This is a genomic window from Nitrososphaera sp. (assembly GCA_039938515.1).
Taxonomy (GTDB): domain Archaea; phylum Thermoproteota; class Nitrososphaeria; order Nitrososphaerales; family Nitrososphaeraceae; genus Nitrososphaera.
The window spans coordinates 299,545-312,273 of the sequence record JBDUUL010000015.1 but is presented as its reverse complement, the minus strand read 5'-3'; the positions used below and the strand labels follow the sequence as shown (position 1 = coordinate 312,273).

Annotated in this window: 18 protein-coding genes; 14 read left to right on the top strand and 4 right to left on the bottom strand. The window is 51.6% G+C overall.

Annotated elements, in window-relative coordinates; genetic code table 11:
* The first annotated feature begins 44 nt into the window (after positions 1-44).
* Together ABI361_09765 and ABI361_09760 are read left to right on the top strand one after the other, a co-directional pair.
* Positions 45-377: a hypothetical protein gene (locus ABI361_09765; GenBank protein ID MEO9320949.1), complete on the top strand. Its 333-nt coding sequence runs from the start codon at positions 45-47 to the stop codon at positions 375-377.
* A 482-nt stretch (positions 378-859) separates the two neighbouring features.
* Positions 860-1,231, top strand: coding sequence for a P-II family nitrogen regulator (locus ABI361_09760; protein MEO9320948.1), 372 nt, complete (start codon positions 860-862; stop codon positions 1,229-1,231).
* An 89-nt stretch (positions 1,232-1,320) separates the two neighbouring features.
* Here ABI361_09760 and ABI361_09755 read toward each other — a convergent pair whose 3' ends face one another.
* Positions 1,321-2,181: an SDR family oxidoreductase gene (locus tag ABI361_09755; protein ID MEO9320947.1), complete on the bottom strand. Its 861-nt coding sequence runs from the start codon at positions 2,179-2,181 to the stop codon at positions 1,321-1,323.
* Positions 2,182-2,314: 133 nt separating this feature from the next.
* Between ABI361_09755 and ABI361_09750 the strand changes: the two genes are divergently transcribed.
* The 4 genes from ABI361_09750 (at position 2,315) to ABI361_09735 (ending at position 6,222) form a co-directional block, all read left to right on the top strand.
* Positions 2,315-3,004: a phosphatase PAP2 family protein gene (locus tag ABI361_09750; GenBank protein MEO9320946.1), complete on the top strand. Its 690-nt coding sequence runs from the start codon at positions 2,315-2,317 to the stop codon at positions 3,002-3,004.
* Between the two features lie 95 nt (positions 3,005-3,099).
* The gene (locus tag ABI361_09745) at positions 3,100-4,275 is read left to right on the top strand and encodes a hypothetical protein (protein MEO9320945.1); all 1,176 of its coding nucleotides are present in this window, start codon (positions 3,100-3,102) and stop codon (positions 4,273-4,275) included.
* A gap of 202 nt (positions 4,276-4,477) precedes the next feature.
* The gene (locus ABI361_09740; GenBank protein MEO9320944.1) at positions 4,478-5,455 is read left to right on the top strand and encodes a hypothetical protein; all 978 of its coding nucleotides are present in this window, start codon (positions 4,478-4,480) and stop codon (positions 5,453-5,455) included.
* 53 nt (positions 5,456-5,508) lie between these two features.
* Complete coding sequence (locus ABI361_09735; protein ID MEO9320943.1) at positions 5,509-6,222, top strand: hypothetical protein; 714 nt, start codon at positions 5,509-5,511, stop codon at positions 6,220-6,222.
* Positions 6,223-6,234: 12 nt separating this feature from the next.
* Here the strand turns inward: ABI361_09735 and ABI361_09730 are convergent, their stop codons facing one another.
* The 3 genes from ABI361_09730 to ABI361_09720 form a co-directional block, all read right to left on the bottom strand.
* On the bottom strand, positions 6,235-6,372 hold the full coding sequence (locus tag ABI361_09730) for a C2H2-type zinc finger protein (protein MEO9320942.1): 138 nt from the start codon (positions 6,370-6,372) through the stop codon (positions 6,235-6,237).
* 43 nt (positions 6,373-6,415) lie between these two features.
* Positions 6,416-6,658, bottom strand: a complete 243-nt coding sequence (locus ABI361_09725) for a hypothetical protein (protein ID MEO9320941.1) — start codon at positions 6,656-6,658, stop codon at positions 6,416-6,418.
* 103 nt (positions 6,659-6,761) lie between these two features.
* Positions 6,762-7,493: a haloacid dehalogenase type II gene (locus ABI361_09720; protein MEO9320940.1), complete on the bottom strand. Its 732-nt coding sequence runs from the start codon at positions 7,491-7,493 to the stop codon at positions 6,762-6,764.
* 90 nt (positions 7,494-7,583) lie between these two features.
* Between ABI361_09720 and ABI361_09715 the strand changes: the two genes are divergently transcribed.
* The 8 genes from ABI361_09715 (at position 7,584) to ABI361_09680 (ending at position 12,671) form a co-directional block, all read left to right on the top strand.
* A complete protein-coding gene (locus ABI361_09715) occupies positions 7,584-7,925 on the top strand; it encodes a DUF2795 domain-containing protein (GenBank protein MEO9320939.1) in 342 nt (113 codons plus the stop codon).
* 44 nt (positions 7,926-7,969) lie between these two features.
* Complete coding sequence (locus tag ABI361_09710; GenBank protein ID MEO9320938.1) at positions 7,970-8,443, top strand: hypothetical protein; 474 nt, start codon at positions 7,970-7,972, stop codon at positions 8,441-8,443.
* A gap of 69 nt (positions 8,444-8,512) precedes the next feature.
* The gene (locus ABI361_09705; GenBank protein MEO9320937.1) at positions 8,513-8,827 is read left to right on the top strand and encodes a hypothetical protein; all 315 of its coding nucleotides are present in this window, start codon (positions 8,513-8,515) and stop codon (positions 8,825-8,827) included.
* Between the two features lie 59 nt (positions 8,828-8,886).
* A complete protein-coding gene (locus ABI361_09700; protein MEO9320936.1) occupies positions 8,887-9,165 on the top strand; it encodes a UBP-type zinc finger domain-containing protein in 279 nt (92 codons plus the stop codon).
* Positions 9,166-9,373: 208 nt separating this feature from the next.
* Positions 9,374-10,246 carry a GNAT family N-acetyltransferase gene (locus ABI361_09695; protein ID MEO9320935.1) on the top strand — a complete coding sequence of 291 codons (873 nt, stop codon included), beginning with the start codon at positions 9,374-9,376 and terminating at the stop codon, positions 10,244-10,246.
* Between the two features lie 374 nt (positions 10,247-10,620).
* Positions 10,621-10,929 carry a hypothetical protein gene (locus ABI361_09690; GenBank protein MEO9320934.1) on the top strand — a complete coding sequence of 103 codons (309 nt, stop codon included), beginning with the start codon at positions 10,621-10,623 and terminating at the stop codon, positions 10,927-10,929.
* Between the two features lie 148 nt (positions 10,930-11,077).
* The gene (locus tag ABI361_09685; protein MEO9320933.1) at positions 11,078-11,410 is read left to right on the top strand and encodes a hypothetical protein; all 333 of its coding nucleotides are present in this window, start codon (positions 11,078-11,080) and stop codon (positions 11,408-11,410) included.
* 265 nt (positions 11,411-11,675) lie between these two features.
* Entirely contained in the window at positions 11,676-12,671 is a 996-nt protein-coding gene (locus ABI361_09680; protein ID MEO9320932.1) for a tetratricopeptide repeat protein, read from the top strand.
* Positions 12,672-12,729 lie beyond the last annotated feature (58 nt).

Below are 12,729 nucleotides of genomic sequence, written 5' to 3'. Positions count from 1 at the left end.
GTACAACCTACAGCTATTTTTGATACCCTGCTGTGTTGTAGGACATGTCGTCTGCATACGAGCGCGAGCTTGCCAGCTGGAACGCCTTTTCGGTGTTTCTAAAGAACGAAAACAAGGAGCTGTTCACAGAAATGCTGTCTGAGACCCGGCAATTTATCGGTGCGTTTAACGCAAAGGAGCAGATGCCACAGGAAGCATTTCTTATGACAGTAATTCTGGCAAACCAAAAAATGATAGATATGCTTGAGCAACAAGTGGAAAACCGCAGGAAAAATGCGCTAACTGCAAACCGCGACAAGGGCTCACTTGACTACTATCTGAAACCCCAAGACGAAAGGCATCAAGACGCTACAGTGAAACTCCAGGATGAGTCGTGAAAAACTTCCAAAAACGAATGGAACTGGCGCATCACGATAACGCTTAATGTCCAGTAATTCCAGCACACGCATGATATGGGCGCTTTTGGACTAGGCATTTCGCTCCTGCTGACTGGAGCATGGTTTGATTATGGCGCGTTTATCAGCGGCGACCCAGACATGGCCAACTGCAATTGAATTGCAAAAGACATTTAGAATAGCGTACCGTATGCAATTTGATAAAATTATCATCCATACGGGTCATTGGTGCGCCAAGTTGCATCTGAGGGGATGGAGAAAGGCGCATCTCCCCGCATGGCATTCAGCTGTAGCTTGCTATCATTATTAGCCTTTTTGGATATTTCGAAGCAAAAGTGCAAGAATACGGGGAAAATATTGCTGTCTGCCGTACGTTTGGAGAATTTTGAAGTTATGTAATTTTCCACAAATGCAGTGCAGCGTGATACAATGGCTTTTCTACTGCGGCAGGGGCAAGTACAGGGTTGACAAGGGAAAGCCTGACGCTCCCCTTTGAAATCACTTACTCTGAAAAACCGAGCAAGAAATCAAAGAACATGAAAAGGCTTGCAATAATAGCCAAACCGGAAAACATAGACGCTATTTCAGCAGCCATCAGGGAAATGGGACTAGACGCGACAATCTATGATGTCAAGAGAGCGACAAAGGAAAAAGAGCGAGTTACAACAGGAAGAGGTGTCGGCACCGCCGAGCTCGCCTATACTACCCGAAAGGTGATCGCCTTTGTGGTAAACTCGGACGACGTGGAAGAGATCTCAGGGAGGATTAAAAAAGCGCTCAAGGGTGACAAGGTTGTGGTTATGATACAGCCTGTCGACGACCTCTTGATGATCTAGCTGGCTCACACTCTGGCGCGGCGGAAATACATAGCGGGCGATAACCGGTAATGGCTTTTACTGAAGCCACTGTGGGAGTCAGATAAAGCTCATCCGCTACTTGGCATCATGCCCTGCTTGATCATTGCAAAAAAGTCATCGTCCGACATGCTGTTCCGGGCGCCTACCCACTGCTCAACGTCCTTCCCAGCCAGATAGCGCAATTTGGGCTTGCTGGCAGTAGCGGCCTCAACCACTCGGTCTGCAACAAGCTCCGGCGGGCTGGCGTTTTCCATGGCCTTGTCGAAAAAGCTAGACATACCGTGCATCATTTGCAGATACGGTGAGCCTGTGTCCTGCGCCTTCTTTGCAAGGATCATGCCGTTGCCAAAGTTAGTCCGGATAAATCCCGGTTCGATAAGAGAAACCTGGATGCCGAAAAAGTCTGCCTCATAGGCGAGCGATTCGCTGATGCCCTCAAGGGCAAACTTTGAGGCAATGTACGCCGAGCCGCCAGGGTATCCAAGCCTGCCTGCACCGGAGCTCATGTTGATAATCCTGCCCGACCTTTGCTTTCTCATTGTCGGCAAGATAGCCTGCGTGACGCGCACAGCTCCAAACACGTTGGTCTCAAACTGCTTTCTAAGCTCTTCTATTGAAACGTCTTCAAAAGCCCCCATGACGCCAAAACCGGCGTTGTTTACAAGCACGTCAATCCTGCCCGATTCTGACACGATCGACTGCACCGCGTTTTTCACTGACGAGTCATCAGTAACGTCGAGCTGTACAACCCTCAGATTCTTGCCGCCATCAGGCATGCCTTTTGCGGCAGAATCTATGGTACTTCTTTTTCCCAGGTCGCGCATGGTGGCAAAAGTGAGAAATCCGTTGTTCGCAAGTGCAACGGCTGCTGCGTGCCCGATTCCGCTAGAGCTTCCAGTAACAACCGCAACTTTTTGAGGTGCCGACATTGCAGCTAGATTGCCGCCAGCGTACTTAAATCTAGCCCACAAACGCGCCATCGCACAGCAACTCGGTGGCGTACAAACTAGCAATATAATTAAGGATGGCTTGCAACGCTAATTGGCATAAAGGGTTGAATTGGTGAGGAGGTTTGTTGCGGCTGCTGCCGCGCTCTTTGTTTTGTTTGTTTTGCTGGCAGTTCTTGTCTCGCCAGGAAGCTGCTGTAATACAGGCGTTCCGTCCCCAGTTCAGCATTCGGACCGGTCGATGTTTTTGCAATTAAACGAGCCTCACTATGGTATTCTCAATTCGCTCATGCTCCTTGCTACTGCTTATGGCAGAGAAGTCGTGTGGCCGGCGGCCGGTATCCTGCTTTTTGTATTTGGAGGCAGGCAGGGAAGAATCGCTGCGGTGACGATGGGGCTGCTGATGATTGCACTTATTCCGATTGGTACTGTGGCCAAAGAAATTGTTGGCCGGCCGCGGCCTGCGATTCCTGCCGACGACTTTGTGATTGCGCCGGACAATTCGTTTTCTTTTCCCTCTGGCCATGCCCTGCTCGTTTCCGCAGGCGCAACGGTACTGCTGGCGCTTTACCGCGGCACGCCAAGGCAGACTGTCATTTCCATTGCAATGACCGCTGAAGCAGGGGTTGTCTGCTTGTCACGTGTTTATCTCGGGGCCCACACTCCGCTCGACGTTGCCGGAGGCATTATGCTTGGTGTAGCGGTCGCGCTGCTCTTTGTATCAGTTGCTGGCAAGCTGGACAAGGTGCTTGTGACGCCAATTTCAGACAGCTTTGAACGTACGTTTGGCCGCCTGGCCAAATGATGTTTTCCAAGACGCATGGACGTACCGTTCGAAGCGAGAAAAATACTTGCTGGGGCGTTCCGCAATAAGATATTGTATGTTCTCACCGATGCCGGATGCCGAGGCAGATGCTGGAAAAATCAAGTAAATCCAATATTTCTTCGGGCGCCAAACATTGCAGCATGATAGACCCGTTCTCTTCGGCAAAGAAAAACACTGGAACGCCGGCTAATTCTCACAACGCCCGTATTGTGCCAGCCCTACTGCTGCTGGCAGCCACTTCACTTATTGTCGTGCCGGCAAGCTCCTATGCCCAGCCGACCGCGAAGCTGAACACAAACTCGTTTGCTCAGGGTACCTTTCCTCCTCCGATCTTCTACACCTTCAGCGACGAACCGACCTATACAATCAACCTGCAGCCATCTTCGCAAAACAGCTCAACGCAGTTTACCCCAAGGGTCGTGTCAATCCCGGTCAACACGACTGTAATATGGTTTAACAATGATATTGGCATCCATACGGTCCAGACGGTGGTTAACTCGACATATACTCCACCGGCCACAATATTCTCGCGCGCGCTGGCGCCTAACGGCGGTTCGTTCATGTTCAAATTCAACAAGGTCGGAACGTACATCTATTATGACGGCCAGAATGCGACCGACAAGGGCATAATCAACGTGGGCAATGGGATGGAGGTAGGCTCGCACATGAACATGCTGATTGGCGGGCTTGGAGTACTTCCTTTCAACGCATCAAATCCGCAGAGTTTTGTGACGGTCTTTGTGCCAAAGGACATCAGCATACCTCCTGCTGTCGCAACGACGTACAATGTTACCATTTCGAACTCTACTGCCAGGCTGTACTCTCATGCATATGACACCGTATCAGGCATCCTTTACCTAGAGCTTGTGCCAAAGCCAAGTCATGGAATCAACAGCACGAAGCCAATCCAGCAGCAGTTCACGACATGGGGTCCAGACTTTGTAAGCCAGGAAGGTCATGGTAACACTGGCACCTTCCATATACAGGGGCCGGTGATGACCCAGAATACTCAGTACACGCTCAAGGTCCAGATCGTCACCAAGGACAGCTCGAAGCTTAGCAATGAAACAGATCAGTTCGCCCTGCCGGCGTTTTCCGCGGGGACGACTTCTGCATCGGGCAGCAGTTCAGGCCATAGCACCTCTACTTATACAGTTTTGCCAAATCCTGCAATGACACCGTCAAAAGCGGCTCCGAACCAAATGCCAGTTGGCAATTACACATCCAGCAATTCCCCCTCAGGCAAGTAGGTTAAGAATGTCCGCCCGCTCCGGTTTGGCGCGCCGGGCGGGATTTTTCTTTTCTTTCGACCGTTGAAATCTCGGCTGCGCAGGTTGTATGCTGGGAACTTTTTGCACGTAAAAGATTCTAAAACCATTATTAGGTGAATTTGCGGTTAGCAATCGCCATAGGTCGGTGATTGCTTCACCGCGTAGAGCAGGCGAGCACAACATGAGACTATATTTTCAGTTTTGCTGCTTTGCCGGCCTGCTTGTCCTTGCCTCTGGCGATGGGATTTTTCTGTCAGCCTACAGTGCCAGCTTTCCCGTGCAGGTAACAACGGCAGACCCGCCGATGTTATCCAAGCTACGGGAGGTACCATCGTACAACATTACAATAACTTCTGCATCAAGCGGCACCTGGGAGCTCAAGCCGTCGGTCGCATCGATTCCTCTGAACTTGACGGTGCTGTGGGTGAACAACGACGGTGCCAACCATACAGTGACCTCTTCTGGTTCGCCGGAAAACTTTGACTCAAAAATCATTCTTGCAAACGGCGGCTGGTACGCCCACCAGTTCACCCATGCTGGCACTTACCATTACTCGGATACTCTGGACAGCTCTCTTCAGGGAACGATTAACGTGGGCAACACCACGCAGAAGGGCTATTACATGAACATGCTCATTGGCGGTGTGGGGACCTTGCCTTTTGATGCATCGAGCAAGACAAGTTTTGTTGTCTCGTTTGTCCCCAAGCTGGTTTCAATTCCGCCAGTCCAGGGGCTGAAGTACAACGTCACGGTTTCAAATGACACTGCAGTGCTCTGCCGGCACAGCTTTGTTACAGAAAGCGGAATCCTCGATCTGGAACTATTGCCGCTAAATGCAACGGCCGGCAATGCTACCAAGCCTATTGCCTCCCAGTTCACAACCTGGGGGCCTGACTTTAGAGGGCATCATGACCACTCCGGCTCGGGGACGTTTCATCTGCAGGGACCCATCATGACAAAAAACGTCCCCTATTATCTTACGGTGAGAATACTGTCTCAGGGCAACCATGTATACACCCAGCCGCAAATGACTGACAAGTTCACCCTGAGTTCGGTGTCAGACCCCAGTTCAACCAATACCACTATTACCACCGGCACAGACAGCAATAGCCCGACTTCGTCTTTATTGTTCCTGCCTCCCAAGAAAAATACTGGCTAACAGCCTGGCCTAGCGAACCCCTTTCATTTGATGTCTGCATATAGTACTTGCGGATGTCTGCTGCCGGAAAGAAGGGAGGCGACGAGGATGCAGGCGGCTACTCGAAGTACATGAAAGGAGTGGCCGGCGGCCTGCTTGTAATGGGGATTTCAATCACGGCGATTATCGCACTTTATTTGTCGTTTGGTCATCTGGGGTCAAGCTTTTCAACTACGGTGCTCCAAAAGCAGCAGGATACACTGAGGAAGCAGTACGGCCTTCCTGCGCAACCGGTTCTTACTCCCAAGGAGGCCGAGATCCCGCCGTCTTTGCGCGGCTTTTCAAATGAAACGCAGATTGCTTCAAACAGTACCACCAACCTGGCCAACACCACGGCGACTGGAAATGCTACAGGGTCAGCGACTTCAAATCAGACAGCAGGCCAGCGAGCGGCAGCAAGCACTTCGGCTAGCGGCCCGTCAAACAACTCTACAAGGGCAAGAAACGTCATTGTAGCTATCCGAATCCCCGCGGGAGCCGGGGCGCAGCAGGTAAAGGAGTACTACCAGCCTAATCCCGCTTCAGTGCAGGCCGGGGTTCCGATGGTATGGGACAACAGAGACACGGCGCCCCATACTGCGACAGCAGACAATGGATCGTTTGACACCGGGATAATCGCCGCCGGGCAATCCGGCTCGGCAAAGATGCCGTCAACTCCTCAGCCTTCGCTAGCCTACCATTGTACAATACATCCGTTCATGCACGGTACGCTAAATGTAGTAGGTTAAGTGCACCGTCATTTAGAGCGCTCGTTCCAGCCGCTCTTGCACCTTATCGGCGCCGTGCTCAAAGAGGTGCTCCCTCAGTTTCTCCTTCGTGCCAAAACCCCGACCGCAGACCTCGCAAACATACTGGTCGTCATTTAGAATGCCCGACATTAACCGCTCGACTCTCCTGGTCGCAAAAGTATGTAAAAAGCCATCATTTTTCATACTCGATGAAGTCGTCTCGCGTCATGTCCAGAATCAACTTTTCATTAGTGGGATCAATTCCCACGACAGTGTCGCGGGGAATAGAATATTTTCTAAGATCCAAGTTACCGCGGACAATCAAGCTTCCGCTCTCCTCCTCGACGTCTTCGACCACTCCCACGGAATGATCCTCGTCTTCCTTGGTAAACACGGACAATCCCGTTAGCGGAACCGAGTCTATCGAATCAGACATCCTGAATTCTACCGGCCGGTTAGCGTGCATTTCATTTATCGGTTATCCACCTTTCTTAGGCTGCGCGTGCCCCAATCCGGCTCGCCGAAGCGAAGAACTGCATTCACTCGATAAGCGACGGAAAGGAGAGGTCGCCCCGAACGTCCATCTGGTCGATATCCAAAATCGCCTCGCGGTTTATCCAGCACGCCTTCATGCCCGCGTTCTGGGCCCCCGCAATGTCCCAGAGGTTCGCGCTCACCATTACCAGCCTGCTTGCTGGGAGCTTCAAAACATTTGCCGCGTGATAATATGGTTCGGGGCTCGGCTTGTAATAGCGCACATCCTCGGCGCTTATTACTGCCTCAAAGTAATGGTCCAATCCATTTTTCTGTAACAGCTTCTCCGTGTTCCGACTTGAGCCGTTTGTAAGCACGGACATCCTGATATTGCCGGCCGAATGCACCTTTTCTAGGCCCTGCCTCACGTCCGGCAAAATGTCAAGAGAGAGCTGCGACTCGGATATCCTTACAATCTGATCCTCACTCAGGTTTATGCCGTGCATCTTTGCAGTATAACTGAGGGCTCTAATAGACAGTTTTTCAAACGGTTGAAATTGTACGACCGGAGCTGTATTTGAGCTGCTCTTGGTCAGAAGCGAGTTTACCCACATGTACTGCAGCCGCTTGGACTGCCACGCCTCTGAAAATGCCTTGACGTCGACGGCGATGCCTATTTCTTCAAAGCCGCGGGCAAGCGAACTCGTATCTACTAGCGTTCCAAAAAGATCAAACAGCAGAGCGTCAAATCCTCCAAAGGCAGCAGCCTTCTTATCATACTCCATAGCGTGAGCCATCTGAAGTACAAGACATATCTTATTGATTAAATCGGTTATCCGTGCCTGCGGTGCGCGTAAATATCTTGCTGCGCAATATACGGCGTAAGAATGTCCAGAGAAAACAAAGATCAAATTCCTACGGAGCGAAACGTTGAACATATCGCGGATGTTCTGCGCAAGCAGGAGGGGGTCGAGGGCATGCAGCGGGATGACATGATGGTCCACGACTTTCCAAAAGCTGCGGCGCTTGCGCAGGTACTAAAAAACGTCACGTTTCCGGCTGACAAGAGTAAGATCATGGAATACCTGAGCACCAGTTTCCCTGAAAACTCGACCATGTCGCGCGCGGAGACAATCGCGCTTGTCGACAAGATATTCGACGATAGGCAGTACTACAACGTCTTTGAGGTAGTCGAGGCCGCGAGGCTTGCAGACAGCTCTGCGGCCTAGGAGCTGGATCAGCCTTTTCAATACGCACTTCTGATAGTCCTTTCATGGCGGATTTGTCGTTTGACGACTGGCTGACTATCGCGCAGACTATTGGAATCGTCGGGACTATGCTTATGACTCTGTATTTTTCGAAAAGGCAGATTCAGGGCATTTCGGTCGACGTCGAAACGAGGGTGTTGAACGACCTTGACGAAAAAATACACAGGATGGGCGAGATCCTGATAGAGAGGCCCGGCCTGCTCAAGGTCATAGCAAAGGGAAGGCCGGAGGCTGATGAAGAGGGCGTGTTTACATACTACGTTCTTTACATATGCTCGCACGCTTACCACATGCGCCAGCGAAAGGTCCTAAGTGACAACGAGTGGGAAGGATGGCTGGCATGGATGAGAAACGCATTCAAGTTCGGCACAATACGAGAAGACTGGAAGTCCATGAACATAGAGAGCTGGTTTGACCCGGGCTTCAGGGCGTTTATCGCAGAGGAGATTGTGCCGGCGATGGAGGAGCCGGCAACGTGAGGCGGCCGTATTATTAGGTTGAACACACGCGCCGACTAAAGGATGCCAAGGGCAAGCTCCGCCTGACGCATGGTATCATACAGACGGGGTGGCGCCGGCGGTGTAGGCTCGTCAGGCACTGCGACGGCCGTCCTTATACAGGTGCTCGAGTCAGACGAGCTGTACGCCCGGCAGCGAGAGAGAAAGCTCTCCGCCCATGACATCAGGCTGATAAACGAATACGTTGCCAAGCTTCCAAGACCGGAGTGGGAAGCATTTGAAGCGCACTGTGTGCAAAATGAACTCGACCCGCTCAAGGAAATGAGGGAGCTGATTCTTGCGACTTATATGCGCAATTTTGTGCTGGGCCTGAAGCGAAGGCAGCGCGAGGACTCCCAAGCCTAAGCATAAGATGCGGAAGAGCCTTTGAACCGCTTAACTAGGTGTTTGTGCATGAGTTCTGCATGGTAAGACGCAGCGCAGAAACCGTTCAGTGCGAGCATATTGTCAAGATAAACCCGGACATAGCCGGCAACACAAAGGGTTGCGAGGAATGCGAAAAGCTCGGCTCCGGCTGGGTGAAACTGAGGCTATGTCTTACCTGCGGCCACGTAGGTTGCTGCGATTCGTCGCCCAACAAGCATGCAACCAAGCACTTCAAGCACTCAAGGCACCCCATAATCAAGTCGTACGAGCCGGGCGAGAACTGGAAGTGGTGCTACGTCGACGAGACATATCTCTAACATCAGGGGTATACCGAGTCTTTCTCACTGAACTGGAGGCATGTGACATCACGCGCCCGCCATTCTCCATAATATTAACGCGCTGTCAGGTTTTGCCGACGATGAGTCTTGACACGGCACAATCCGCATTGAGCATGACCGTTTGGAAGGCAAGGGCAATGCACGTTGCTCACTACACTTATTAGCGAAAAATAACTTCGCGAACAAAATGAGCCTGACGATTCGGCCTATAGAGAAACACGATGTTGAAGTATGCGGCAAGATCGGGTATGAGGCCCACAAAACCGTTTCCGCCGCTCATGGATATCCGTCCGAACAACCTACTGAAGAGCATGGCATCGGACTTGTCAAAATGCTTCTTGACAACCCGAACTCTTTTGGTGTCCTTGCAGAGGCTGAAGGCACTGTATTGGGAAGCATTTTCCTGCACAAATTCCCGCCCTCGCCTGTAGCAGTGATAGGTCCGCTTACTGTCCGACCTTCGGCTCAAGGAGGGGTCGGGAGAGCACTTATGGATGCAGTCCTTACTCAGGCGGGAAAACAGCATATGGGCCAAGTAAGATTGGTGCAGTCTCCAAGCCACATCAGATCCTTTGCACTTTATACAAAGTGCGGCTTTGCCTTACGCGAACCTCTGTTTCTAATGCAGGGCCAGCCACTGACTAATGAGCAAAAGAGCGATGATGCGAAAAACGTCAGACCAGTTCGGAATGCAACGGACATAGCGTCTTGCAATGAAATGTGCCGAAAAGTGCACGGCTTTACGAGGGAAGGAGAGCTTAGGCAGGCAATTGACCACGGCGCAGCGTTGATGATAGAGCGGGGCGGCCAGATTTCAGGCTATGCCGCAGGTATTGGATTGTTCGGTCATGCCGTTGCAAAATCAAACAATGACCTGAAGGCCCTTATCTCTTCTGCCCCAACGATAACGGGACCGGGCTTCTTTGTGCCAGCAAGAAATCATGAACTTATGAATTGGCTGTTTGACTGCAAGTTTAGAATCGAATGGCCGGCTAACCTGATGACCTTCGGCCCCTACCAAGAGCCTGCTGGTCTGTTCCTGCCCTCGCTGGCCTACTAGAGCCCCGAGGAGATGCCTCTGGCGACTAATGGTTTACATTGGGCTGTTCGATAAAAACGCTAGCCTTTCCAGAATTCGGCTCCTTCTTTGTACCGCCGCGCCGGGAGTGCCTTTGATAATTCGGCGGTTTGCACAATTTGCCTTCCGATGAGCCCGTTTATTGCATTTGGCCTGATGTTTGCTAAATCATCTGTTATGGCGCAAATAGCCGCATCTCGATATGAACTCAGAACTATTTGCAATGCCGTCATTGACAGTTTCAGCAGATCTTACTGGCATTCCTTCAGAATGGCTTTGGCTGCATGTAATCGGCGCTTACATACAAGCAGTTTTCAGATGAAACGACACTGCGATATAAGCAAGAGGGAGTAAAGTTGAATCCAGACAAAGAAACCATGACCGGCAGGGAAGTACGACAAGCTCTCGAGTCAACCTTGGGCTCCCTGCTCCCGGAAGAGGCAAGAATGTCGGTCATGTCTTACCTTGAAAAAAAATACAAGCTTCTCAGTCGGCGGGAGCCGCCTGTTACGATAGTCGAAGTCGAGCTGGGTCTGCTTGGCTTTTTTGGCTCCCCTGCAAGAATCTTCATTGCCGAAGTCGTCAGGCGCTACCTAGAGATAATAGAACAAAAGCAGCGCGGCATGCGGCCAGAAAGAATGGCAGCCACATCTGCAGTTACATGAATGATCTCGTCGCAAGGTACTGTCCCCTCTAAGCAAAGTCGACTCAAATCTCCGGATCATCGCGCCCGGGAGAATTCTGACAGATGAGTTTAAGTGAGGAATTTCGCCGTCTGCATCCGGCTTTATAGCCAGCGCGACAATATCCAGTGTGCCAAACGCGATTTATTCTGCAGTTATTTTTCTTGTCGGACTTGCAGTATCTACAGTCATTATTTTCCTGATTACAAAGTTGTTCGGCGAAAAGGGAGGGATTGGGCGGGCAGTCGTAGCTGCCATTGTCGGGACCATAGTCTACTCTGCAGTCTACTACCTTTTAGGCCGGGGTTGGCTCGCCGCCATAATCGGGGGCATAGTATGGCTCATTGCCCTCCGCGCCCTGTACAAGATGGGATGGCTCAAGGCCCTCATTGTCGCTTTGGTTATCTGGTTCGTGGCAACCATTGTCGGCTTGCTCCTTCCAACTGCCCCGGGGCCGCTCTAAAGAACGGATCGTGATCATGCATTAGACAAGAACCCGTGGCAGTGCAGGCAGATTGAGCTTGACTGGCGCTGCAGGTAATGAAGAGTCTGGTGTTGATTAGGGTCGACAGGGCTGGAAGTAACGCATGAGCTGCGAAGAAAGGAACTGGCAATCATTGATCGACTGGTAACGTTTCCAAATGCCGCGGGGATATGCTTAAGAAATTGAATTGAGTACAGTCTTCATGGACGGGCCCTTTCATTTGCTTTGGATCGGAAACAGGGCCTTGTCTGCAAAGGCTCAGGTGGCTGCAATTTTGCCTTCCATCAAGAGCACTGACAAGCGCGAAATTGAAATTGCGGCCTCACTTGTAGAGCGCGGCCACAGGTCAGCGGACAGGGGAGACTATGACGAGGCAGAACGCTGTTTTTACGGATTATTTGCGATACATCCGGAGCTTGCGGCAGTCTGGGTCGATTACGCTTTCTGCAAATATGCAAACGGCTTTGAGGACAAGCTGCTGCGCGCATCCTTTGGCGAGGAGCCGGAGAAATTTGATGCGATACTGTCGGCCCATCCGAGGAGCAGCAGGGCCTTAATCTGGAAAGGGAGAATGCTTGGGAGACTGGGCAGGCACGAGGACGCACTCGGCTGCTATATCAAGGCAAAGGATCTCAACCCCGATTCGCTGTACATACTGTGGAACGTTGCCAGGGTGGAGTGCGATGGGTACAGGAACTATGCAGGGGCGCTTGAGGTAGTAGACACGCTTTTGAGAATAAGCCCAGAGGATCGTTTTACGCTCCAGGCAAGGGCGAACCTTCTCTGCTCGCAGCGAAAATATGAAGAGGCAATAGGGGCGTTCGACCGGGCGCTTGCAATAGATCCGCAGAATTCCGTGCTTTTGACCGACAAGGGCACGACTCTTGAACTCCTTGACAGGCCTGAAGACGCGCGTGAATGCTTCGAGTTGGCGATTTCAATTGACCCGGGCAACTTCGTTGCGCTGACCAACAAGGGGGTGTTGTTGCAGGCAGTTGGGAGGTACTATGATGCCGCCAGCTGTTACGACAAGGCACTTGAGATTGCGCCTTACTACTCAAACGCGTACTACAACAAGGCCCGGCTGATGGCGGTCCAGGGCAAAAGTGACATATCGATCGACCTGCTCGCCGAGGCCGTGCGCCTGAACCCAAACTGCGTCGAACGCGCAAATGATGCGCCAGAGTTTCAGCCGCTCAGAAGGACCGCTAGGTTCAGGGCAATCATAAGGCACGACTAGCCGACCCGTTCCCCATACCTATGCAGCTGGTTCAGAGGGAGAACTAGGCTCTTGTCAG